Annotated in this window: 19 protein-coding genes; 2 read left to right on the forward strand and 17 right to left on the reverse strand. The window is 38.2% G+C overall.

Features of this window, described 5'->3' with window-relative positions; all coding sequences use genetic code 11:
- Window positions 1-18 precede the first annotated feature (18 nt).
- Both ISU02_RS04860 and ISU02_RS04865 read right to left on the reverse strand, forming a co-directional pair.
- Complete coding sequence (locus ISU02_RS04860; protein ID WP_194700661.1) at window positions 19-1,437, reverse strand: YfcC family protein; 1,419 nt, start codon at window positions 1,435-1,437, stop codon at window positions 19-21.
- Window positions 1,438-1,520: 83 nt separating this feature from the next.
- The gene (locus ISU02_RS04865) at window positions 1,521-2,726 is read right to left on the reverse strand and encodes a M20 family metallopeptidase (protein WP_194700662.1); all 1,206 of its coding nucleotides are present in this window, start codon (window positions 2,724-2,726) and stop codon (window positions 1,521-1,523) included.
- Between the two features lie 262 nt (window positions 2,727-2,988).
- Here ISU02_RS04865 and ISU02_RS04870 point away from each other — a divergent pair, with 262 nt between their 5' ends.
- On the forward strand, window positions 2,989-4,161 hold the full coding sequence (locus ISU02_RS04870) for a PucR family transcriptional regulator (protein WP_194700663.1): 1,173 nt from the start codon (window positions 2,989-2,991) through the stop codon (window positions 4,159-4,161).
- 161 nt (window positions 4,162-4,322) lie between these two features.
- Here ISU02_RS04870 and gtfA read toward each other — a convergent pair whose 3' ends face one another.
- The 12 genes from gtfA to ISU02_RS04930 form a co-directional block, all read right to left on the reverse strand.
- Window positions 4,323-5,744 (reverse strand): sucrose phosphorylase, encoded by a 1,422-nt coding sequence (gene gtfA, locus ISU02_RS04875; protein ID WP_194700664.1) that lies wholly within the window; start codon window positions 5,742-5,744, stop codon window positions 4,323-4,325.
- A gap of 292 nt (window positions 5,745-6,036) precedes the next feature.
- Window positions 6,037-7,002 (reverse strand): tRNA-dihydrouridine synthase family protein, encoded by a 966-nt coding sequence (locus tag ISU02_RS04880; protein WP_194700665.1) that lies wholly within the window; start codon window positions 7,000-7,002, stop codon window positions 6,037-6,039.
- Between the two features lie 219 nt (window positions 7,003-7,221).
- Complete coding sequence (locus tag ISU02_RS04885; RefSeq protein WP_194700666.1) at window positions 7,222-8,961, reverse strand: methyl-accepting chemotaxis protein; 1,740 nt, start codon at window positions 8,959-8,961, stop codon at window positions 7,222-7,224.
- Window positions 8,962-9,547: 586 nt separating this feature from the next.
- On the reverse strand, window positions 9,548-10,405 hold the full coding sequence (locus tag ISU02_RS04890) for an AraC family transcriptional regulator (protein ID WP_194700667.1): 858 nt from the start codon (window positions 10,403-10,405) through the stop codon (window positions 9,548-9,550).
- Window positions 10,406-10,583: 178 nt separating this feature from the next.
- Window positions 10,584-11,633, reverse strand: a complete 1,050-nt coding sequence (gene rsmH, locus ISU02_RS04895; protein WP_194700668.1) for a 16S rRNA (cytosine(1402)-N(4))-methyltransferase RsmH — start codon at window positions 11,631-11,633, stop codon at window positions 10,584-10,586.
- A gap of 121 nt (window positions 11,634-11,754) precedes the next feature.
- Window positions 11,755-12,279 carry a hydrolase gene (locus ISU02_RS04900; RefSeq protein WP_194700669.1) on the reverse strand — a complete coding sequence of 175 codons (525 nt, stop codon included), beginning with the start codon at window positions 12,277-12,279 and terminating at the stop codon, window positions 11,755-11,757.
- 96 nt (window positions 12,280-12,375) lie between these two features.
- Complete coding sequence (locus ISU02_RS04905; protein ID WP_194700670.1) at window positions 12,376-14,166, reverse strand: ABC transporter ATP-binding protein; 1,791 nt, start codon at window positions 14,164-14,166, stop codon at window positions 12,376-12,378.
- Entirely contained in the window at window positions 14,150-15,880 is a 1,731-nt protein-coding gene (locus tag ISU02_RS04910; protein WP_194700671.1) for an ABC transporter ATP-binding protein, read from the reverse strand. The genes ISU02_RS04905 and ISU02_RS04910 overlap by 17 nt, the downstream gene beginning before the upstream one ends.
- Before the next feature lie 276 nt (window positions 15,881-16,156).
- The gene (locus ISU02_RS04915; protein WP_194700672.1) at window positions 16,157-17,434 is read right to left on the reverse strand and encodes a M20/M25/M40 family metallo-hydrolase; all 1,278 of its coding nucleotides are present in this window, start codon (window positions 17,432-17,434) and stop codon (window positions 16,157-16,159) included.
- 201 nt (window positions 17,435-17,635) lie between these two features.
- Complete coding sequence (locus ISU02_RS04920; RefSeq protein ID WP_194700673.1) at window positions 17,636-18,061, reverse strand: Fur family transcriptional regulator; 426 nt, start codon at window positions 18,059-18,061, stop codon at window positions 17,636-17,638.
- Between the two features lie 50 nt (window positions 18,062-18,111).
- A complete protein-coding gene (locus ISU02_RS04925) occupies window positions 18,112-18,918 on the reverse strand; it encodes a metal ABC transporter permease (RefSeq protein WP_194700674.1) in 807 nt (268 codons plus the stop codon).
- On the reverse strand, window positions 18,905-19,588 hold the full coding sequence (locus ISU02_RS04930) for a metal ABC transporter ATP-binding protein (protein ID WP_194700675.1): 684 nt from the start codon (window positions 19,586-19,588) through the stop codon (window positions 18,905-18,907). Before ISU02_RS04930 ends, ISU02_RS04925 begins: the two co-directional genes overlap by 14 nt.
- Before the next feature lie 107 nt (window positions 19,589-19,695).
- Here ISU02_RS04930 and ISU02_RS04935 point away from each other — a divergent pair, with 107 nt between their 5' ends.
- Window positions 19,696-20,634 carry a metal ABC transporter solute-binding protein, Zn/Mn family gene (locus tag ISU02_RS04935; RefSeq protein WP_194700676.1) on the forward strand — a complete coding sequence of 313 codons (939 nt, stop codon included), beginning with the start codon at window positions 19,696-19,698 and terminating at the stop codon, window positions 20,632-20,634.
- Window positions 20,635-20,925: 291 nt separating this feature from the next.
- Here ISU02_RS04935 and ISU02_RS04940 read toward each other — a convergent pair whose 3' ends face one another.
- The 3 genes from ISU02_RS04940 to ISU02_RS04950 form a co-directional block, all read right to left on the reverse strand.
- Window positions 20,926-22,425: a DEAD/DEAH box helicase gene (locus ISU02_RS04940; protein ID WP_194700677.1), complete on the reverse strand. Its 1,500-nt coding sequence runs from the start codon at window positions 22,423-22,425 to the stop codon at window positions 20,926-20,928.
- Between the two features lie 120 nt (window positions 22,426-22,545).
- Entirely contained in the window at window positions 22,546-23,010 is a 465-nt protein-coding gene (locus tag ISU02_RS04945) for a hypothetical protein (RefSeq protein WP_194700678.1), read from the reverse strand.
- 104 nt (window positions 23,011-23,114) lie between these two features.
- Window positions 23,115-24,035 carry a C39 family peptidase gene (locus ISU02_RS04950; protein ID WP_194700679.1) on the reverse strand — a complete coding sequence of 307 codons (921 nt, stop codon included), beginning with the start codon at window positions 24,033-24,035 and terminating at the stop codon, window positions 23,115-23,117.
- Window positions 24,036-24,595 lie beyond the last annotated feature (560 nt).

Genomic DNA, 24,595 nt, shown 5'->3' on the forward strand with positions numbered 1-24,595 from the left:
CCATTTTTCTGCATCAATTTAGAAAGGTCCCCATTTTATACTCTGTGCAATCGTCACTAATATACCGCCAAGAAGATACTGCAGTACAACTAATGGTATCATCCATTTAGCCCACTTGTTCCATGGAATTTTAGCTAAAGCGAGACCAGCCATAAAATAACCCGATGTCGGAGTGAAAATATTGGAAATACCATCCCCTAATTGATAGGCCAATACAGCGGTTTGACGCGTTACACCTACCAAATCTGACAACGGCGCCATAATCGGCATTGTCACTGCTGCCTGACCACTTCCAGAAGGCACCACAAAGTTTAAGAAACATTGAAATATATACATGCCCACAGCTGCTAAAGTAGCAGGTAACTGAGAGACGCCAGTGGACGTCGCATAGAGAATCGTATCTAAGATATGGCCTTGTGTTAAAATGACTAAAATTGCTCTGGCAAATCCCACAACCATTGCACCCCCAGCAAGACTCGCCATACCTTCAATAAATTTCTCTGAGAATCCGTTTAGACCCATGTTCGCCACAAAAGAAACGACAATGGCCATGCCAAGAAAAAGAGCAGAAATTTCTTGAATATACCAACCGTACTGCATAACGCCAAAGACGAGCAAACCAATGGTGGCCAAAACAATCATAAGAATAAACTTATCTTTTAGAGTGAAGGCCTTGAGGACACTTAAATCGAGAACGTCTTCACGCGTTTGATCAAACTCATGCATGATACTGATCTTGGGATTTTTCTTCACGCGTCCTGCATACCAATAGACATAGGAGATGGCCAAAGTGGTCATACAGATGTAGACAATAATGCGAAAGCCAATGCCCGAAAATAAAGGCAATTCTGCAATGCCTTGTGCAACACCTACTGTAAAAGGATTTAAAAATGCGCCTGCAAAGCCTGCCCCTGCACCCACTAGTACCATTGCAATCCCTGTTATTGAATCAAATCCTAAAGCAATTGCCAAGGTGACCATAATCGGAATAAATGGCAGGGTTTCTTCTGCCATTCCAAATACAGCACCACCAAGAGAAAAGGCAACCATGACGATGGGGATAATGGCTCTTTCCTTGCCCGACATGGTTTTGGTTATTTTACCTAAACCGGCTTCAATGGCGCCTGTCGATTGAACAACAGAAAATGCGCCTCCCACAATGAAGATAAAAAAGATAATTTGAGCCGTCTCCACCATCCCTTGTGGAACAGATTTGAGATAATCAAAGAGGCCAAGTGATGTGGATTCAATATATTGAAACGAATTGGGATCTACCACTGTTCGCCCACTGGCATTTTCAATCATATCGTATTGGCCTGCTGGAATAATATAAGTTAAAAGGGTACAAATAGCCATAAAAATTAATAAAATAGCATACACATGTGGCACTTTAAACTTTTTCTTTTTTTCATTTCCTTGATTTGAATTAATACTCATTATTTCCCCCCTACTTAAATTTTTATAATAAAGATGACATCTCACTGATCTCCATCTCTATTTACAACCCATTGACCTGAGTGTTATCTGCAAAATTCAATTGCCGTCATTGCATAAATTAAAACTGCAGGTCTGATCTGTGATATTTCCAGAAACTCATTTGCAGAATGAGCGCTTTCCAAATCCCCTGGCGCAAAGACAATTGTTGGTATTTTGGCGTAACGACTCAATAGCCCCCCATCACTCCAAGCTTGAAAATACGTCTGCTTAGGTTTATTTTGAGTGATTTGCTCTGTCGCTTTCGTGACGATATCAACAATGGGATGATCCTTTTCAATCTCCATAGCCTCATGGACATAACCCTTTTTCATGAGACTCACATCTAATACTTTCAGCGTACATCGAAAATTTTTATCTTCATCGTGTAATGCATCCAGAATATCTTGATATTCTTGTACAACTTGGTCATAACTTTCACTGGGAACCCATCTACGATCAACCTGCAGGCAACACGCTCCTGCCACCGTGCTCGGTTGTGTACCGCCTTGTATTAAGCCATAATTCATAGAAGACGTGCCGATAATAGGATGTGTTTTACTCTCGATCTTTGGCATCAGTTCCGAATCTACGCGTTGAATAAATTTCACGGCCTGACCGATGGCATTAATCCCTTCTTTTTGTTTGCCACCATGAACGGTTTTGCCTTGGAAGTCAAATTGAAACCATTCAAGGCCTCTATGAGCTATGCAAATATTTAATTCCGTAGGTTCCCCCACAATAGCCGCGTCTGCTAGTATACCCGATTCTATGAGGTGAATCGTCCCTTCGCTTTTATTTTCCTCGTCAATGACACCTGCAAAGATCACATCTCCCTGTAAAGCAATATTTGCCCGCTTTAATGCGACCATACTTGCAATCATACAAGCCAGAGGCCCCTTCATATCCACCACACCTCGCCCTTTTAGCTTGCCATCCTCTTCAATTACTTCAAAGGGATCACCGAGCATATCATAAGGGGGGACTGTATCTAAATGACCAGTTAACATCAAGCGCTTACCATTGCCTTTGCCCTTTAATCTCGCAATCACATTGCATCTACCATCTATTACGGGGATGATTTCAGCTGGGATACCTGCCGCCACAAAGAAGTCGTGAATCCATAGCGCCACAGAAGTCTCTTGATTTTCAACACCTGGATAGCTAGGTCTTTTGACCAATTCTTTTATGATATGGATGATCTCAGCCTCCGATATGACAGATTTTAATTGATCGATTATTTCAGTAGCCATTTTTTCTCCTTTCATCGTTGATTGTATGCCAAAGGTTAAAGATTAAAGATTGGACAAACCTCTATCTTCATGAATACCTTGTGTTCAGATCGTTTAAATGCTCTCAGAATAATCATATAGGAGTTTCTATTTTTTTTCATCTTGCGAATTGTCGGAATTATTTGAATATTGTTGTACAATATGTATAATAGAATTGGATTCTCTCATAATTTATCCAATAAGCAGACTCATACAGCCTTTAGAGAAGGGAGCACTGGACTAAATGGGATTTAAAATCAAAAATTTATTAGAACTGGATATGCTAAGAGATTCGGAAGTCATTTGTGGCAATGAACATTTGGACAATGAAATAATTTGGATTAACATGTTGGAAATACTTGACGAACTGAATTCATTGCAGGTTGGCGAATTATTGATAACCACTGGCTACAATTTAGACAATGAAGAATTGCATAAAAATTTGATCTACACGCTTCATAAAAAAAAGCTTGCGGGCTTAGCTATACAACCTGGATACTATATTGACAAAATTCCAGACTACATTAAACAACAAGGTGAGAAATATCATTTTCCCATTATACAGATTCCTAAAAAAATAACTTTTTCACATTTCACGAGGGTTATTATTAAGAATATCAACAATGGTAAAGCAAAACATAATATCGGTGAAGAGAGTCTCTTAGCAGATTTTATTGAAAATAAAATGATATCAGAAACAAAACTAAATGAGCTCATCGAGTGTGGTTTTAATGAGCCCTACAGTTTGACAGTTATGATCTTTTCCATAGAGCAAGCAGATCATGGTTTCATATTGGAATCTGATACCGAATACATTCTAGATTGCTTTGATTCCCTACTTTCAAAAATTGCCTCTAATTACTTATTTGAAAAGTATCAAGATCATCATGTGATTTTGATAAGGACCGATATGATCTCAGGCTTCATCTACAAAATGCAGGAACTCATCTCTACACTTTCTGATAGCAATCCCAATTTCTCAATGAATTTGGGCATAAGCAGTCACACCAATACTTTTTCTTCAATATCAAAATTGTATATTGAAGCCATGATGTCACACGATATTCTAAAAACCATTCAGGCCAAAAAAGGCGTATGCAGTTATGAGCACGTGAGTTTGTTTCAAATGCTGGGACACGACAATGCAAGCGAAAATATATTTCGATTGCTCAATGAAACCATCATCCCCATTATGAACTATGATGCCATTCACAATTGTGACTATGTAGAAACGCTCAAAATTTACTTTTCAAATAATTATAACTTGTCAGTCACAAGTGATAAGCTCTTTATCCACAGACATACGCTGCGCTATAGACTTCAAAAGATTGAGGCCATTTTTAATATTGATCTCAAGGATGCGCTCACATTATTTAAATACTCCATTGCACTTCAATTAAATAACTTGTACCATTAGCTTGCATCGTCCACTGATATCACTAACTTACATCATCCACTTGCATTCTACGCTTGCGCCTTCATTTCGCCCTTAATTTCATAAAGTAACTTCTAAGGATATCCATTAAAAAACCACCTCCATTGAGAAGTGGTTTTAATCCTGTTTATAAGCTATATCTATTAATATTCTGTTGCCTTAATTTCAAATTGCTTCGTCACAAAATCTGCGATAAGTTCCGCAGAGTGTTCACCATATGTTCTCTTAATATGAATCCGATGTGGCTCTGACGCCACCATTTCAAAAGTACCGTTAAATGCTGGATGCGTATTCCTAAATTTCATTAAATCCACAAGGCTTTGGACAACGGGTCTTTTAACTTCTTGATGAATTTCTTCAAGTGTGTAGTAATGCCGATTGATGTTTCTCCCTTCTTTTGTTGTCTCTAGCAATTTCAAATCATTTTTACCTGCAAGAAGACCAACATAGTAAACTTGGGGAATGCCTGGTGCAAAGAATTGAACTGCACGAGAAAGTAAATAAGCGTCATCGTCATCGCCCAATGCTGAGTAATAGGTGCAGTTGATTTGATAGATATCCAGATTATTGTAAGCTGCCGTATTGTATATTTTCTTAACATTGGCGCCAAATTTAAAGATGGCCTCTTTTGTTCTCTCTATTTCATCATCGGGTAACAGGTCTCTCACATCCACCACACCGATGCCATCATGTGTATCCAATGTTGTAAATTGCTTATGTGGACATATTTTTAAATAATGCTGTAAATATTGAGCATCCCCATAGTATATTGCGTGGATTAAGAGCATTGGCAAGGCAAAATCATAAACGTAATAATCTCTGCTTTCAATCTTCTTTTGCATCGTATAGTGCTCATGTATTTCAGGGAGCAATTCCACTTGATAGGGTTTTAAAATGTCTGCGCATTCGTCTAAAAACTCCCAAATATCGGGTTCGATGAAAAAACAGCTTGTCCCTGCTTTTTTAGTGGCATAGGCAAATGCGTCCAATCTGATAAGCGCCGCACCGTGACTGCAAAGATCTGTCAAGTTATCTTTTATAAATTGCTTCGCCACATCTGACTTACAATTGATGTCAATTTGTTCTTCACCAAAAGTACACCAAACTTTTTCCACAGTGCCATCGTCAAAATGAGCGTCCACATAAGGCGCCTTGGGCTTTCTCTTGTAAATAGCATCCACTTCTTCTGGTGTTGGTTCTCCATTGGCCCAAAAATCTTTGTATCTGATGAATAAATCCTTGTACTTGGATTGATCTTTGTACTTAAGAAAGTCTTGATAATATGTACTTTGAGCTGAAATGTGATTGATCATGTAGTCAAACATTAAATAATAGTGCTCTGCCAATTTCTCAACATCACGCCAATCTCCAAAAGTTGGATCAACTTCATGGTAGTTTATCGGTGCAAATCCCCTATCCCCTGAAGACGGAAAAAAGGGCAGAAGGTGAACACCACCAACGGCTTCATTGAAATACTGCTCTAGTATGGCATACAAATCTTTCAAATTGTTCCCCATGGAATCTGAATACGTAATTAGCATTACTTTATTTTCAATTTTTTTCATACGCTATGCCTCCCTATATGTATTTTTAATTTACTTTTATGTCGCATCACTCTGTGCTTAGCATGCTGCTTATTATTGCCATCAGTACACCCTCTATGTTGTAAAGCACTCTCATCACCTTGATACCCATATATTCTGCTTAAAATCTTTTCATCTAAATTTGAATTGCTCTATTCTAAAATTATAAAACCGACTGCCTAAGCATTAGATTTTTAGTCTAATTTTTAAGCGGTCGGTTTATCTTTTAACCCCTACAGGGCACATTTGCATGCTTTCTTATTTCTATAAGGCACTATTGCGAATATCCAGAGTGAACATCAATTTCTTGTTCTTCAAAGAGTCTTTCAACGACAGCCTCATAATCGACAAAAGATATTGCCGCTCTAATGACCTTCAAATAAGTCTCGTTATTTGTAAAACTCTGAATCAAATAGTACCAGATTTCTTTCATCTTGCTCAAAACATTCCGCTCCACCATAAGGCTTTGTCGATATCCAGCATAGATATCGTCGTGAAATGCTTTCAATACACTTTTATCTATTTTGGAGTACGTCTTAATCGCATTTACTAGGTCTGGATTTGCGAGCAAACCTCTTCCAAGCATCATGGCTTTTACCTCAGGAAAGGCATTTGTAAACGTTGTATAGTCCGATACTGTAAAGATATCGCCATTGTAGCAAAGGGGATTTTGACTCAAAGAAAGCGCCTCTTTAAACACTTTCAAATTGGGTTTATTGTGATAAATGTCCGTCTGTATTCTTGGATGAATAATGAGTTCCTTAACGGGATAGCGATTAAAGATCTCAATAAGCGCATAAAACTCATCTGGATGTGTCTTACCCAATCTTGTTTTTATCGAAAATGCCACATGCTGCGCGATCTGACTACTGTAGACGTCATCTAAAAAAGCATTAAGCGCTTCTTTATGGGCTAAAAATCCTGAACCCCTATTTTTAGAGACCACTTTTTTAGAGGGACAACCCAGATTGAGATTGATTTCAGAATACCCCATTTGATTGATTTTTTGAGCTGTATGGATAAAATCAGAGGCATTATTGGAAAGAATTTGAGGCACCAAAATCAGCCCATTATTATTTTCTAATAGAATATCGTCCAAGTCTTTTGTGGAGAATCCCTTCTTTTGATCAGAAACAATAAAGGGAGCGAAGTATTTATCAATATACTTAAAATTCGCCTTATGTGCATTTCGATAAACATGGCCTACAACACCTTCCAGCGGCGCATAATAAAATTGCATCTATTTAATCACTCCTGTAAGTTCACTTTAAAATAAGCAATGCCATCAGCATCTCAAAGTTTATACCGACAACATTGCTTATCTATCTTACAATGAAACCTCTAAAAGAACAAGTTAAATTTGGCACAATTTATGTCCACATCCACTTCTTTCCCATTAAATCTCTTCTCCTGATTTACCTGCTTCAATAAATCTACAAATTTTTAGCAGGCCAAAATTCTAAATTTTGAACTGTTTGATAATTTCCTCAAGTTCCTTGGAAAGCATATCCAGACTTGCCGTTTGTTCACTGATTTCCATCATACCGGCAAGTTGTTCTTCGGTATTGGCAGAAACAGCTTCTGTGCTTGCAGAAGTTTCTTCTGTTGACGCAGAAATACCTGTCATGGCGTCTACAATATATTCTTTCAATTTGAGCATCTGCTCCACATCTCTATCAATATTGACGAGTTCACTGCTCAGATCTCCAATACCCTTTGCAATGGCATCAAACTGTACTCGAGTTGATGACACAGAGCGATTCTGTTGATCCGTCACCTTCTTGAGTTCGCTCATTGTCTCCACAGAAAGATGTGAATGCGCATTGATCTCATTGATGATGTTTTTGATTTCACTCACTTGATTTGCAGACTGTTCTGCCAGTTTACGGATCTCATCTGCCACAACCGAAAATCCTCGTCCAGCTTCACCAGCCCTTGCCGCTTCAATTGAAGCATTCAGTGCCAAAAGATTGGTCTGTTCAGAAATACCAGTGATGGCATCTGTAATCGTATGAATTTTACCTGTACTGTCCGAAACATTGGCAATCGCATTGCTGATCTTTTCAGTGGCAACATTGGTAGCTTCAGTGGCATTTATGAGTTCTTTAACCGTTTCTAATCCTCTTTTGCTTTGCTCATCTGCATCCAATGCAAGTTTATCTACGGTATTGGTGGAGCGTTTTACGCCATCGATATTTCTTGAAAGCTCACTGACTTTGCCCACGGCTTCCTCGGTAAGTGTCGCTTCTTCGTTGACCGCCTCGGCAACCTCTCCAATTGTCTTGGCCACTTCATTGATGGCATGTGTCGTCTGGTCTGTTACTTCAACCAGTGAACCTGCAAGTTCAGTAACTACGCTAGATGAGGCTTGCATCGCAATTACGAGCTCCCTAACATTGTGAAGCATTGTATTATATGCAGATGCCAATATGCCAATTTCATCATTGGTGTCAACGTGAATTTCTGAAACCATCAAATTATTCTTTGAAACTTCCATGAGGGATGTTGAAATCGCTTTAATTGGTTTTGCAAAACTCCCGGAGAACAACGTGATCACAAGGAGCCCTAAAATCAATGATAGTATGAGCACAAGGAAAATGACCATGAGAATGACATCTGCACCCTTGTTAAAATCCTCTACATATGCGCCTGAACAGACGACCCATCCCCAATCTGAATCCAACTCCTGATAGGTCACTTTCTCCCCGATCTCTTCAGAGTTTGGAAGTGTCCACGCATAAGTTACAAAGCCCCCGCCATTTTCGGCTACCTTAATTTGAGCTTGAACAAGCTTAAACCCAGCGTCACTTTTATCTTCAACTTCCCATACATTTGTGCCTTCAAGTGAGGGATGCATGACTTCAACCCCATCTATGGAATATGCAAAAAAATAACCATTTGGCCCGAGATCAATATTTTTACTGATGGGGCGGCTATTATCTGCATCTTTAACGCCAAGGAGCATTACTCTAATTTCTTCTTGTGCTTCTTCAAGTGAAATTGTGCCTCTTTCAACTTCCACTTTTTTGGCATCAATAAGCTGCATCACCTGCCTAACACCGTTCTTTAAGATGGTTTCACCTTTTAACGTCAACTGATTTTTTGCGAAAAAATAGCTTGTTACACCTATGGCAACCACTGGAATGATCAAGAGTAGACTTGATATGACAATCAGTTTTCGCCTAATGGATAGATTCAATTTTTGACCCCCTTTATATTCTATATAATGATTTGATATAAAACATTATAGCATTTAACATAAAATTAACAAACTAAAATAATGTTATAATATTAATTATTTTATTGTATTATTTTTTTTTTCATAATTGCTTCGCCATCATACTAACAACATTTGAGTCATATGTCATGACTCAAAACTATTTTCGCTGACGATTTTCGCGGTTAGTACCCCGCGTAAATCTTTTGGCTCAAATTTTGTTGTTTATAAAAAAACTGGACCTTCCATCAAAGAAAGTCCAGTTCGATTGTTGCCACTTGTGGTACTGTATCAAATAAAGCATCTACAAGATCTCTTCTCGGTCTTTGACCAAGTGCACAGATCACAGTTTCCCCTTTAATAAGCACTTCGTTATCCTGAGCGTCTTCACACAATATGCTATGTTATAATCAATCAATTTATGAAATGAGGGACATTATGCGAACTTTAAAATATGCCATTTTAGGTCTTTTAAGTCGACATTCTATGGTATTCTCAAAACGTCACAGAGGATGATCAGCCTTTATTGGCATACACTTGCTTTTAATTTTTTTTGAAAATGAACTGGTTATTGTTCTTCCTTTTTAACGACAGCAATCCATACTTCAAATTTAGCATCCTGTGGATCAGGATTTAGGTAGACTTCTATATCTGGTGCATTGCCATACTCATAGCCTGAGGTAGGCAGCCATTCTGTTACAATACGCTTCTCTAATTCCTGAATAGATAGATTTGTGCCTTGACCTTCAAAGATCGCCCATGTTGCCTCAGGCACTGTGTATTCTTCTAAATCACCAATTATCGGGCCATTAGATGCCACTGCAATATAGTAACGCCAATCCTCAAGTTCATTACACGAACATACCCCTAAGAGGCCTCTGGGTTTGCTGTCCATCATCGCCGCTAACTTTGGAATTGTACCCTCCGTTACAGCTTTATCCCACATGGCAGGTACAATTTCAAAATTCTTTTCGATCTCCCTATCCAGTGGTGCTGAAACCCCTACTACTCTAAAGGCATCCTTTTTTTCAATCCTGTAATTCATCTCACAATCTCCTTTTATCGTTATTCGGAAGCTGATTGGAGGATATGCTTTGAGGTTTACACCAGATGCTTTTGCACTGGAAGGTGTAATGCCGTGCACACTTTTAAATGCGCGATTAAATGCGGTTGGTGAATCATAACCATACTTGAGTCCAACATCTATCACTTTTTGCTTACCACTCTGAAGGTCCACAGCAGCAAGTGACATCTTTCTTCTGCGAATGTATTCTGATAAAGGCATATCCGCAACATATGAAAACATTCTTTGAAAATGATAAGTACTACAACAAGCTAATTTCGCGGCTTCATTTATGCTTACATCACCTGTTATATTTGCTTCAATATATTTTATAGCATCATTTAATCGGTTAATCCACTCCATCTCCTGCCTCCTATCTCATAATACGCCACATCAAAAAGTAAAACCTCTCTTTATCTGTACAATAAAGAGAGATCTTTTAACACCTCTTAAACCATTAGAGCTCTAATTTCTTATCATAGATTATCTCTGAGGCATTATTGCTCATGAATCATTTTTCACGGATTGTTTCTCGTGTATACTATGCCTTAATGGCCCATCGCATCTTGGTTGAACGTGCTCGACTGTTGATACTGCACTCTTCTGCTGATGGTCTAATGATCTCTTGCGCGATTTCACTATAAACGCCATCACGCAATAATTTTTTAAATGATTTTTTGACCAGACGATCTTCGCCTGAATGAAAGGAGAGAATCGCCACACGCCCACCTTTGGCAAGTACATTTGGCAATTTTTCTAAAAAGGCATAAAGCACCTCAAACTCACTGTTGACATCAATTCTAAGTGCCTGAAAAGTTCTCTGACATGATTTTTTGACGGCTTCTTCTGGATTGCTCGCTGGTACTGCTTTAAGCGCATCTGTTATCACTTGTCTGAGTTCTTTGGTCGTTTGAATACGCCTGCCTTTTTTAACGGCAGTAACAATCGCACGTGCAATTTCCTCTGCATAGGGTTCATCTGCATTTTCTAGCAGCATACCATACAATTCCTCTTGTGAAATTTTCTTTAATCGCTCTGCAGCAGAAATCCCCTTCTTTGGATTTAATCTTAGATCCAAAGGGCCTTCTGTTTTATAAGAAAAGCCTCGATCTGGATTATCAATTTGCATGGATGAAACACCGAGGTCAGCTAAGACAAAATCAAGTGGACCTGATTCTGCTACAACCTGATCTATATTGGCGAAGTTTAATTGCTTGATGGTTAAAATTTCTGGACCATATCCAAGCTTTTCTAGTCGTTCTCTGGTACGTGGCAGTTCAATAGGGTCCACATCCAGTGCATACATATGCCCTTTTGACTCTAAACACTTGAGCATTTCAAGGGTATGCCCACCATAACCCAATGTCGCATCAAGACCTGTCTGTCCCGGTTTAATTTGCAAGAAATCCAATATTTCTTTAACACAAATTGAAATGTGCATCCCTGCAGGCGTACTCCCCTTTTGTATAACATGCGCTATTGTATCTCCATATTTTTCTGGCTGTAGTTCTTTATATTTTTCTTTATAAGTCTTTGGGTGAGTTCCTTTATATCTGACACGTCTCTTATGTGTTTTTTTTTGATCTGGCATTTTACAACCTCGCTATTCATTTTGATTTTATAAACCGAATACGCTATATCCAGAATACTCTCTAAATCATACCATAGTAAGCATCCACTTTAAATGCCAATTCACAAGTCGCTGTTGTAGTTTAATTCTTATCTTTTTTAATCTTAGTAAATAACACCACATAGTTCTTACCGTAATGCTTTGCGCATTTGGGACAGGTTGTGTAAAACGCCATAAAGTCATCCGTCTCTAAACCTTTGCCATTCGTTTTTTCTTTAAGGTCCTTCATCCATGTTGGCATTTCTTTAAATTCACCTTCATATACGCTTGTAAAAAAATCGCCAGAAAGTTTAGTGTTTTCCAGTCCTTGAACTTCTTTTTCGACTAAAAAGTAATGTTCTGCTTTCCACGCACTCAAATCACGAGATAAAATTAAATATTTGTCTTTTACATCTGCACCAGCTGCTGTAATCTCATTCATTGTCTTTGAAAAAACCTTGCCCATATTCAGTGGCATATGCAGCATACTTTTAGTGAACACTTTTACAAATTGATAATTTTCAAGGTTCATGATTTGATCATGCCATTTTTCTGGGTGAAATCTCGGGCAACAGCCGGTTTCATTATCCGTCAAATCCATTTCCGGTAGTTTCTTTAAAACTTCCATAACACACCTCCATTCTATGAAATTTTTTACCCCTTTTTAATCTCGCTACTCTGATAAAATACAATACCAGGTGTTTCGTTTTATATGCCATCACCGCTAGGCTTTACTCAGCATCTGATGGTAATACCCCTGTTGACGCATAAGACTTTCATGATTGCCCTGCTCTATGATTTGTCCATCCTTTACAACGAGTATGAGATCAGCGTCCCGGATGGTGCTCAACCGATGGGCAATGATCACTGAAGTCCGTCCTTTTTGAAGCTCAGTCATGGCTTTTGTGACTTCCTTTTCCGTCTTTAAATCCACACTACTGGTGGCTTCATCGAGAATTAGGATTTTAGGATTTGCCATAAGTGCCCTTGCAATGGTAATGAGCTGGCGTTCACCTTGACTGATATTCAGCCCACCAAAAGTCAACTTGGTCTCATACTTATGAGGTAATTTATTGATCATATCATGAACCCCGGTGAGCTTTGTGGCAGCTTTGATTTCTGCGTCAGTGGCATCGAGCTTGCCATAGCGAATATTGTCATAAATCGTGCCACTGAAAAGATATGAATCCTGCAATACAATGCCAAATTGACTTAGATAATATGCATAATCATACTCTAATATATTTTTACCATCCACACGGATTTGTCCCTCATTTGCTCTGTAAAAATTGGAAAGCAAATTGACAATGGAAGTCTTACCCGCACCTGTTGGCCCCACAATCGCCACACGTTGACCCTTGAGAAGTTCAAAATTGATATCTTTTAGGACGGGGACATCTGATTCATATCTAAAAGAAACCGATTCAAACGCAATATGCCCTTCAACTGGCGGTTTTTCAGTACTGAACGTTTTTATTTCCTCAACTTCATCCAAGATTTCAAAGACTCGCTCTGCACCTGCCACAGCTGACATCAAACTATTATAAATAAACGCAAGCTCATTGAGCGGACGTACAAACTGTCTCGAATAGGCTATAAAACTGGTGACTACCCCCACTGTCACATGTCCCTTTATCACCAAATAACCGCCTAAAAGCCCCACTATGGAAAACGTCAAATTGTTGATGACATTCATCAGCGGCATCAAGAGGCCACTCCAAATTTGAGCCGCTCGACCATAGTGATAGGCCTCTTTATTTGCTATTTTAAACCGTTTGAGCATGTTGTCCTCATTGCCAAAGGTTTGAATGATATCAAGGCCATAGACCGTTTCTTCCACCATTGCATTTATTTTACCCAATGCCTTTTGCTGTCCTTTAAATTGATGGATGGTTTTCTTAGAAATCATTTTAGATAAACCAAAGATAAGGGGCACACTGAAGAGTACCGCCAATGCCAAAATAGAGTTCATCCAGAACATCAACACGGTAATCCCTACCACCGTATAGGTACTTCTCAGAAAAGTAATTGTTGCTTGAGTCATGACACTACTCACTGCATCAATGTCATTTGTAAAACGACTCATGATATCCCCATGAGCGTGCTTATCAAAGTAGGCAAGAGACAGAGACTCCATCTTCTGAAAGAGTTGAGTTCTAAGCTTATGGACGACGTTTTGAGAAGCTTTTGTCACCATAAACTCACCCAACCAATTTAAAAATGAAATCAACACATAAGTACACAGTAACATTACAACCAGTGTGGTGAGCAATAATGTCTCTTCGTTTATAATGGCATCGGTGGCCCTTCCGATCATATAAGGCACGGTGATTGTGCCTGTCGTAGCAACGATCACCATAACCACAGCCGAAACAAGTGCTTTTTTCTCAGACATAAAAGTTTCTAAAAGTCTCTTTAAGGTCTCTTTGAGTGATTTAGGCCTCACTTTGTTTCCAAATCGGCTTGACGCTCGGGACATACCACCCATATTGCCCTTTTTAGAACTTTGAGTCATGGTCACCACCTCCATTTTGTCCAAGTTCAGCTTGATATATTGCAAGATAAATTGGAGATGTCTCTAGAAGTTCTTCGTGAGTTCCAAAAGCTTCAACTTCACCATTATTGAGTATAATGATACGATCAAGATCCATTACAGAACTGATTTTCTGTGCCACGACAATTAAGGTTAAATCTCCCAGATCTCTCAAATGTTGCTTAAGCGCTCTCTCTGTCAGCACATCAAGCGCACTGGTGGAATCATCTAAAATCAATATTTTAGGCTGATGAATAATCGCTCTTGCTATGGATAGACGCTGTTTTTCACCGCCTGATATGTTGACGCCATTCTTTCCAATAAGCGTTTCAAGCTGATCAGGCATTGCAGTGACGAATGGCTTTGCCATTGCAATCTCAAGCGCACGCCACATCTCTGCTTCAGAGGCGTTTTCAGAGCCATATCTTAAATTATCTGCAATACTGCCTGTAAAAAGCATATTGTTTTGAGGGACATAGGCAATGTTCTTTTTCAAAAAATCACTGGAAATTTGATCTAAAGGGATGCCGCCGATCTTAACTGCTCCTGATGAGGATTTTAGAATCCCATTTATGAGTCTGATCAATGTCGTTTTACCTGATCCCGTACTACCTAGAATACCAATGGACGCGCCATATTCTATATTAAAATTTAAATCTTTTAAAGTCTCTTCCCCTTCACCAAATCGAAATGAAACGTTATCAAATGTCAGATGAAGTGCTTCTGGCATTTGAACGGCTTTCATCTCTTCTATATCCTCATAAGCAATCACCTCTGAAATTCTTGCGGCAGACGTTTTCGCCCTTACAAACACATTAAAAACACGTGTAATGACAGATAATGCAAAATAGAACTGTGTCATGTAATTGATAAAAGCCACAATCTCTCCAACGCCAATTTCACCCGAGTGCACCCAGGCACTTCCCTTGTAGAGCACTGCCACAATTGCCATATTGACTATCAGTAAAATCACAGGGCCAAAAGCTGCCATGATTCGCATCGTTCTCGTGGTAATCTGTCTTAAGTCATCACTTATTAAGTGAAATTTTTGATTTTCATAATCAAAGCGATTAAAGGCTTTCACAGTTCGAATGCCACTTAAAAATTCCATAGTGTTCTGGTTTAATCGATCCACAACCTTTTGAATTCGAGCGTAAAGAGGATAGCCAATCTTTAAGTTTACGCTCACAAGCACAATTGCCAAGGGAATTACCGCAAGATACACGCTTAAAAATCGCCTATTGAGATTTAAAACCATAATAAAACTGCCAATTGCAAGTAAAGGCGCTTTTAAAAAAATGCGCATAAGACCATTGATGAAGAGTTGAACTTGAGTCACATCACTGGTCAATCTGGTAATTAAGGACCCTCTTTCCATCCCCTCTACTTTGAGCATGGGAAAAGTCAATAATTTTTCATAGAGCATTTCTCTGAGTTCCATTGCAATGGAAAAAGAAACATTGGAAGAAAGCCAATTGCGCATTAATGCACCAACCATACCTATACACGTCATACCGAGCATTAGTCCCCCATAATGTGCGATAAGTGCCATATTTTCTTCAACAATGCCTTGATCAATTAGCTTGGACACCAGCATGGGCTGCATCAGATCCGAAAAAGTCTCAAGCCCAAGAAATGCCACAGCCATTAAGAAAGAACTCCAATGTTTTTTTATAAACTGTCCATATGCTTTCAATACTGCCCCCTCATAAAGACTTTATATAATGCATAAATTATATCATTTTTCTCTCTGTCTGCGTTATTCATGTGCCCATTTTTAGCCATAAATTTTCTTGGCGTCTGTAAAATGCTACCTTGTTGCATTAACAACATTTGAGTCATCATTCGATGCCTCAAAACGATTTTCGCTGACGCTGTTTGAAGGTGAACATCCCTCAGCACAGCTTATGGCTCAAATCTTGTTGCATTAATAACAAAGGGACATTGCGATCACAATGTCCCTGAATAAATTCTATTTTCTCTTTTTCAATATGGGGTTCGATATGCCTTTGACACCTAAAAGTGCCAAAGTCGTTAAAAAGTGTTTTTGAGGTCCTTGGTAAGAGCCCTTGGGTTCATACCATTCCTCGAGCGTATGAACACCACCTGCCCTGCCGCCAAAACCCACTTGTATTGCAGGAATGCCAAGACTAATTGGGTAATTCGCATCCGTACTCCCCGCTTCTGCCACTTCATAAGCATGTCCTAAGAGTTCAGCTGCGATACAGCTTACTTGAACAATGGGTTCCGAAGGCTCTAGTGCTCCTGAAGGACGATCACCGATCATTTCAAAATGTACAGCAACCGCATCACGTTGCCACCTGTTATTTTCTTGTTCTACTGCAGCCTTTATCTTTTCAACAATTTCCGATTCCAATGACAATAGGGCATCATGTGCATTGGATCTGATATCCAAAAGCATCGTTGCATGACCTGCAATGGAATTGATGGATGTACCACCAGATACCACGCCCACTGTAAATGTCGTCTTAGGATGTTCAGGCGGCACCAGATCAGATATGCTTGCAATTGCTCTTCCCATAGCGTGAACAGCGCTAGGATTTCCAAAATCATTAAAGCTGTGTCCACCTTTACACTGATAAGTCACACGATATCGATGACTCCCAGTCCCCTTATATCTGACTCTGCCTATGTAACCTCCATCAGGCGTCATGTACCCATCAAAAGGTGCATTGTCTCTAAAGAGGTGTTTTATGCCCTTTAAATCACCTTCACCTTCTTCACATACGTTACCACAGACCACAAGTGTTCCCATCAGCTCTATGGATGCAGATTTTATTGCACGCGCCACAGCAAGAATTTCAGCTAATCCGCGTGTGTTGTCCGATATGCCCGGTGCACATAGCCTTTCAGCTTCATGGCGCACTTTTGTATCGGTATCCAAGTCAAACACGGTGTCCAAGTGTGCAGACAAGAGCAATACAGGACCTTCTTTATCCCCATGAATAAACCCTAAAACATTTCCAACTTCATCTATCTGAACATCTTCAAGTCCCAGTTCTATTAACCGTCTTTTAAAATCGATGCCCCTAGCTTGTTCATGATGAGATGGCGCATTAATTTCGCAAATCTCAATTTGATCTTGTATCGTCACGTTATCTGTTGCTCTAATGCTTTCAAGAACAGCTTCAACCTTTGGGTGTTTTCTCAGCACTTCCATAGTTGCCACAATGTCTGGTGAAAATTGATTTTGATCTCCATTTTGATCTCTATTTTGATCCAAATTCATAGGTCTGCTCCTCATATAATTGTATTGGCAAGGCATTGAAAAAAAAATTCTAAACGACACCTTGCAATCTATTTTAACATTTTTAATCGGCTCAATACAATTTATCTCAGGCATAAGCGTCACCTTTTTTATCAAAGCATGGCATATGAATTCAAATATATTTGCAATTTGAAAGTCTCTTACAAGAGCTCGCACCGCCCTTTATTGTTTACAGTCTGAACAATAGCCATATAACTCAACTTTGTGGCTCACGATATCAATATTTAATTTTTCTTCTAGATATTTTCCAAACTTTTCAATTGGGCATTCATAGATAGGGATATTGCGTTTACATTTCAGACAAATCAAGTAATGTTTATGCTCCATGCGATTTCGCTCATAGAGAGCCTTATTCATATCTCCAATATAATTTTTAGTTGCTAATCCTTTAACTGTAAACAGCTCCAAAACTCTGTATACCGTTGACAAATTCATTGAAACTTCTGCTTCCAATATTTTCTGATAAAGTGCTTCAGCGGTTAAAGGCTGCTCTGAGGCATTCAGCAATTCTAAAATAATTGCCCTCTGTTTAGAGTACTTTATACCAACATTGATAAAAACCTTTTTACATGTTTCCATTTGTTTCATAGAACGGGCTCCCTTCATCTTTAAATCACTTTACATCTACATCGCTCAAATCACTTCTGCCTGATATGATCTTTGAATTTTTGAAAGACAATGACACAGAGCAAGGTTACCACTGACATGATTGCCGTCACACCACCTGGTGCCGCATCCATGTAGTAAGAAATAAACAACCCGGAAATAAGGTTGATCATGCTGATTAAAATCGAAAATGCCAATGTCGCTTTAAAACCCTTATTGAGTTGTAAAGCTGTAGCTGGTGGCAATGCAATAAGCGAGCTCAGTACAAGCACGCCAACAATCTGTATTGAAACCGAAATCGTCGCCGCCACGAGAAGTGCAAAAATGTAGTTGATCCACTTGACTTTTACACCTGCAATTTTCGCACCGTCTTCATCAAATGTGATAAAAACCAACTGATTATAAAAGATGGCAATCACAGCTATCGAGAATAAACTCAGCGCTAGAACGGTCCACAAATCCACACGTGTTACGGTTAAAATACTGCCAAATAGAAATGTCTCAACATTGGCATGTGCGTGTCCAGAGCTGATAATCGTTATGGCAATACCCACCGAAAGTGACAGAATCACCGATAGAATTAACTCTGCATATTTTTTATAGTATGTCCTCAGAATTTCAATCAATACCCCAAATACGGATGTGGTCACAAAAGCACTTATAATCGGATTGTAACCCAGCATCAATCCAATGGCCACACCTGCCAAAGAGGAATGGGCCAAAGTATCTCCAATCATGGAATATCTTCTCAAAACTAAAAACATCCCCACCACAGGACAAAGAATAGAAATCAAAAGCGCTATTATAAAAGCATTTTGCATAAAGCTATATTGAAACATTGCCTCTACCTCCTGTGCTGGATTTCACATAATCATTGATGTAATCAACGGGTTTGCATAGATGTCCACCGCCATTTTTCAAATGATAGATATGAGAAGAATTATCCATTGCGGCCTTGAGATTGTGTTCAACTGAAATCACAGTAACTTCCTGCTCAACATTGATTTTTTTAATCAAACGATAGATTTCGTCTTGGCTGTTTATATCGATGCCACTGGACGGTTCGTCTAAAATCAGTAAATCTGGCTGTCCCATTAATGCACGTGCAATGAAGATCTTTTGTCTCTGCCCCCCAGACAAAGTGCCTATGAGCTTGTTTTTAAAGGCGCTCATATTCACGATTGCCAACGCGTTTTCAATACAGTTCTTGTCTTTAATCTTAAGTGTCTTGCGATAACTGTCCAATATCTCATAGACTGTAATTGGAAATTGTGTGTTCAAAGATTCAAACAATTGGGGAACATATCCAATTCTTGAAAAGTCATTTTTAAGATTGCCAGCAGTAGGGGGAATCATCTTTAAAATTAATTTCATCAAGGTACTCTTACCTGAACCGTTTTCACCCAGTACTGAAATGTAGTCTCCTCTGTTGACGACTAAGTTTATATCATTTAACACATACATCGACTGATTAGAATATGAAAAATATAGATTTCGGATTTCGATCATATCTTATGCCTTCCTTAAAACTATTTTGTTGACAGGTCACTCTATATATTATATTATAATTGCAAATGCGAACCATTTGCAACTAAAATATTGAAAGGAGTTCAAAAATGTTAAAAAATTTAGCTGTTATTTTACTTACAATAAGTCTTTTACTCACACTTTCAGCTTGCAATAGCAATGTCGACAAAGATGTCTCACCAGCTCCATCAGAGGCTTCGAGTACCGAACAAGGCAAGCTCAACGTAGTCGTCTCCTTTGATGCCATGAGAGAATTTGCCATAGCAGTAGGCAAAGATAAAATCAGCGTCCAATCGATTATTCCCGATGGTACTGAACCGCATAGTTTCTCACCTAAAGCATCTGATATTGAAACTTTAAATACGGCTCAATTATTTGTTTATAGTGGAATGGGCATGGAATCTGCTTGGGTGGATAAGACATTGGATGCAGTTGAAAACAGCGATCTTGTTGTGGTAGAAGCCTCACAAGGGGTTATCCCAATTAAATTTGCAGATGCAGAAGCTGAAGAAGATCACAGTGAATTCGATCCTCACGTTTGGCTCAGTTTAAAAAATGCTGAGATAGAAGCGGGTAATATCAAAAAAGCGCTCATAGAAATTGATCCTTCTAACGAAACCTTTTATGAGACCAATTACTCTGAATTTCAAGCTCAATTAGAAACCCTGTATGATGATTATGCCACTAAACTGAGTACTGTATCCAATAAAAATTTTGTGACGGGACATGCGGCATTTGGCTATCTTTGCAGAGACTTCGGGTTGACACAAAATAGTGTTCAAGACGTCTTCGCAACTGGTGAACCCAGTGCCAAAAAATTAAAAGAACTCGTGGAATACTGTATTGCAAACAATATAACGACAATATTTGTAGAAGATATGGTAAGTCCAAAAGTCTCTGAAACACTTGCCAATGAAGTGGGTGCAAAAGTGGAAGTTATCTACACGATCGCTTCTCATGAAGATGGTAAGGATTATATCACGCGCATGACAGAAAATCTAGAAAAGATCTACGAAGCTCTAAAATAATGGCTCAAATCTTGCGTACAACATTCTAGCCATCTCTCGATGACTCGAACCGATTTTCGCTGACGCTGTTTGAGGGTGAACATTCCTCGGCACAGCTTTTGGCTCAAATCTTGCATACAACAACATTTGTATCATCTCCGATGCCACAAAACGATTTTCGCTGACGCTGTTTGAGGGTGAACATTCCTCGGCACAGCTTTTGGCTCAAATCTTGTTGTTTTAAAAAAAATCCATTGGAAATAGGTTGTATTGCCTACTTTCAATGGATTTTAATTATTATCAAATGGAGGGTTAGCCGCGTTTGGCACGATAGAGTTTACCTCTCATCTTTTTGGATTCAAATCCTTTTATCACAAGTCTTTCTTTCCCATTTAATATGCCAATACTTGTAATCTTTTCTTTCATGTCAATTTTACCAATATCTTCACTGACTATGCCGTTCATACTTTTAATCGCAGATAAAATATCACTTCTTTTAAGATTGCTATTGCCCACACCTGCATTGATTTGGATTCTGACTTCAATGCTCTTTTGTGGACTTGCTTTATATCTATTCTTTGCGTTTTTCTTTTCCGAACTGATTTTGGGCTTTTTCTGCACATGACCGCCCTTGCAAGGTATCTTATAGCCAAGAAATGCTTCTAGCGCATTAAAACGCTCCATCTCACTTGGAATCACCAATGTAATGGCAATCCCATGTTCGTCTACACGCCCTGTTCGACCAATTCTATGCACATAGTTTTCATGATCAAATGGTACACCATAGTTGATGACATGCGTAATGCCTCTCACATGCAGGCCGCGTGCAGCTAAGTCAGTTGCAATCAAGGTTTTATATTCGCCTTTTTTAAAGGCTCTCATCTTTTCCATCCGAAGACTTTGTGCCATCCCGCCATGTACGGCGCATGTGGATCGATCCCATTTTCTCATGATCTCAAATAAATTGTCCACTTGCTCTTGTGTATTACAGAATATAATTGTTTTCTCCGGTCGTTCGTGCTTGATCATTTTCTTCATGAAATCCACTTTTTTTAAGCCATCCACAGCATAGTAGATCTGTTCAATTTTCTCTATATTGGGCACGTCTGATTCAACTTCAATATATTGTGGATTGATCATATACATCTGACTTAAAGTATGGACCTCTTCTGGCACCGTGGCAGAAAAAAGAAGTGTTACCCGATCAAGGGGTAATTTCTTGATAATCGCTTCCAGTTGAGCTTTAAAACCCATGATCAGCATTTCATCGGCTTCATCTATGACGAGATATTTTATATCACTCAGTTTAACATTTTTATTTAAAATATGGTCCATCATTCTACCTGGTGTTGCAACGATCACATGTGGATTTTGCTTGAGTTCTTTTCGCTGTATCTCCATGGGCTGTTTCCCATAAAGTGCACAAAATTTAAGCCCTTTATATTTGCCAATATCTACGATGTCTTCTTTAACTTGAACTGCAAGTTCTCTTGTTGGAGCAAGTATTAACGCCTGAGGTCTCTCAAGCTCCACATCTATTTTTTCGCAGATGGGGATGGCAAAAGCTGCCGTTTTCCCGCTACCTGTTTGTGCCTTCACAATTAGATCCTGTCCCTGTAAAATCAACGGCATTGTAATCGATTGAACTTCCAGAGGCCTAGTAAAACCCAATGCGCTCAACGCGCGTTTGATTTGGTGATCCAGTGGATAATCTTTGAATTTTTCAATACCGTTTCCCAGAGCTTCATTCATTGTTTCTTGCTTTCCATTTATTATTTCTTGTTCTTCATTTATTGCTTTTATTTCACTCATGTTCTAGCCTCTTTCCAAACCTGATGAACCCATTCTATCTCAATAGATACTTACTAACCACATAGTTTAACATAGTTTTGAAAAACATAAAAGGCTTTTATGATTTGAGAACAGCATTTTCTAGTGTTTTGGAAATGGGGACCCCTCAACACCATCCTTAAATCGTATATATTTATGCGAACTATCTTCATATTCAACAACCCAGTACATGTAGTCAACAATATTCTTGTCAGCATAAAACGGACGCAATGTCATGATATATATAGATATTACATCCAAGTCTTCAGCAGTAGAACTTGATTTTACATTTTCATAGGTAACACCTTCACTCCCATCGACTAGAAAAGTGCCTCTTCTGTAAACAAATATGACATACTTCAATGCTCCAGTCTTCTTGTCATTTCCCCAAAATGCATGATCTTTACCAATAGAGGTGTGATTGGTAATGCTAATAGCATATCTATAAGACACATACATTTCATTCGTTTTGGAAAAATACATAACATCCTCTGCAAGATATCGGCATTTGGTAAACGAAATCAAAAAAATAAAAAATATTACAGTCAAAATGATCCATTTTTTCATGGTCAACTCCTCTTATTTGATAAATTCAGCGTAAATAACAAACAACTCATAAATTCACAAAATAAATATAGCTAGGAAATGATTCCCTAGCTACAAAAAGAACTCTAGTTAAATCTGAACGTAAATATTGACCAAAAATTCATATCTGAAACATCATTTGACCAACTTCTATAAACGTTTGTTGATGACCATAGGTCATGAATTATATAAAAATCATCACCAACTAAATCTTGAGCGTAACCAACAAAAGTCACATAATGAAGTCCATAGCGATATGAATCATCGTAAAGTATTGTCCCTGGACGATTATTATTAACTTCAGTTTTTAATATACTTATATCTGAATTTGATATTGAACTGTATCGTAATACAATTAAATTAGTCACAAGGTGACTTGTTGTATAGTTACGCACCCCTTCCTTATAACTATCAGGTAGAGTGGCAATATCACCTAAAAAAGGAAAACAAGACAGAGCACTATATAATTTATTATATAGTATTTGCTTAGTATCAGAATCAGATACTAAATTAGGGTATCCATGAGAATCCCAATATTTGACCAAATTCATTGCAGACACAGGTCCACAACCAATTGTTGGAGGATTGTTAGTTTCAGCAGGGACACCTGGTATTACGTTTATATTTTGCCAAATACTCCTTGGACTTACTAATATGCCATCATTCAAAGTCGAATTCACAGCGCTAAGACTATCATTATTTAAGACATCAACTTTAGTTATTGTTCTATTATCGTCTGATGAATAAAAATAAGTACCAGCATCGTATATTAAATTTATTTTCTTATTCACTTTTTCATTAATAGACTTGATATCTACATCTTTATGTAATATATTTTGATATGGCGACTCTCCTAATGCAAATTCAATAACTTTTGTTTGACCGTTATCTGTGATAATATAACCAATAATACCATTTTTATTTACTACCGAGTAGAGCATTTTATTTGCATTTCTATCTAAATCATACAAAACAGCATCAACCCTAATTGTAGCATCTGACCACATTCTAAAGTCTTCAATCTTCGCAATTTCATTTTTAAAATTGGAAATAACCTCTGTAGGTTCTTCAGATTCAGCAAATGCAAATGTACTTAGTAAAAAAATAATGTGAATAAAAATTAGTATAAACTTTTTTCATTTTAACATATCCTCCCTAGATAATCTTAATTAAAGCTGTTGATATTTCTCGCCTCTCTATTCTTATTTTTTCCATTCAACTCCATATATACCACATAAATTTATTAATGTCAAATTATAATGTTGAAATTAAAAAGCAAAGCTACTTATTAAATTTTATTTTATAATTTGAATTCCGTTCCTTAAATCTCATAACCCACTGAATTGAGTATAAAATTAATTTGATTATGATTTATTTAATAAAACCCATATTAAATAAATCATAAGGTATTTCAAAGTCCTTCATAATGGTTTTGATATCATACATTATAAGTTAATAATAGCTACATAATTATTGTAGAAGTCACAACAAAGAAGAAAATACAGTAAATAGCTTGAAGTAAAGGGTCTGGACAACATTTTCTGCAATACTAGAATCAACATGAGTA

The organism is Fusibacter ferrireducens (assembly GCF_015352425.1).
In the GTDB taxonomy this organism is placed as follows: Bacteria; Bacillota; Clostridia; order Peptostreptococcales; family Acidaminobacteraceae; genus Fusibacter_A; species Fusibacter_A ferrireducens.

What these genes read in the sequence shown, in the direction of transcription:
- ISU02_RS04860 (WP_194700661.1), bottom strand. Translation starts at nt 1,437, where the DNA reads ATGAGTATTAATTCAAATCAAGGAAATGAAAAAAAGAAAAAGTTTAAA.
- ISU02_RS04865 (WP_194700662.1), bottom strand. Translation starts at nt 2,726, where the DNA reads ATGGCTACTGAAATAATCGATCAATTAAAATCTGTCATATCGGAGGCT.
- ISU02_RS04870 (WP_194700663.1), top strand. Translation starts at nt 2,989, where the DNA reads ATGGGATTTAAAATCAAAAATTTATTAGAACTGGATATGCTAAGAGAT.
- gtfA (WP_194700664.1), bottom strand. Translation starts at nt 5,744, where the DNA reads ATGAAAAAAATTGAAAATAAAGTAATGCTAATTACGTATTCAGATTCC.
- ISU02_RS04880 (WP_194700665.1), bottom strand. Translation starts at nt 7,002, where the DNA reads ATGCAATTTTATTATGCGCCGCTGGAAGGTGTTGTAGGCCATGTTTAT.
- ISU02_RS04890 (WP_194700667.1), bottom strand. Translation starts at nt 10,405, where the DNA reads ATGGAGTGGATTAACCGATTAAATGATGCTATAAAATATATTGAAGCA.
- rsmH (WP_194700668.1), bottom strand. Translation starts at nt 11,633, where the DNA reads ATGCCAGATCAAAAAAAAACACATAAGAGACGTGTCAGATATAAAGGA.
- ISU02_RS04900 (WP_194700669.1), bottom strand. Translation starts at nt 12,279, where the DNA reads ATGGAAGTTTTAAAGAAACTACCGGAAATGGATTTGACGGATAATGAA.
- ISU02_RS04905 (WP_194700670.1), bottom strand. Translation starts at nt 14,166, where the DNA reads ATGACTCAAAGTTCTAAAAAGGGCAATATGGGTGGTATGTCCCGAGCG.
- ISU02_RS04915 (WP_194700672.1), bottom strand. Translation starts at nt 17,434, where the DNA reads ATGAATTTGGATCAAAATAGAGATCAAAATGGAGATCAAAATCAATTT.
- ISU02_RS04920 (WP_194700673.1), bottom strand. Translation starts at nt 18,061, where the DNA reads ATGAAACAAATGGAAACATGTAAAAAGGTTTTTATCAATGTTGGTATA.
- ISU02_RS04925 (WP_194700674.1), bottom strand. Translation starts at nt 18,918, where the DNA reads ATGTTTCAATATAGCTTTATGCAAAATGCTTTTATAATAGCGCTTTTG.
- ISU02_RS04930 (WP_194700675.1), bottom strand. Translation starts at nt 19,588, where the DNA reads ATGATCGAAATCCGAAATCTATATTTTTCATATTCTAATCAGTCGATG.
- ISU02_RS04935 (WP_194700676.1), top strand. Translation starts at nt 19,696, where the DNA reads ATGTTAAAAAATTTAGCTGTTATTTTACTTACAATAAGTCTTTTACTC.
- ISU02_RS04940 (WP_194700677.1), bottom strand. Translation starts at nt 22,425, where the DNA reads ATGAGTGAAATAAAAGCAATAAATGAAGAACAAGAAATAATAAATGGA.
- ISU02_RS04945 (WP_194700678.1), bottom strand. Translation starts at nt 23,010, where the DNA reads ATGAAAAAATGGATCATTTTGACTGTAATATTTTTTATTTTTTTGATT.
- ISU02_RS04950 (WP_194700679.1), bottom strand. Translation starts at nt 24,035, where the DNA reads ATGTGGTCAGATGCTACAATTAGGGTTGATGCTGTTTTGTATGATTTA.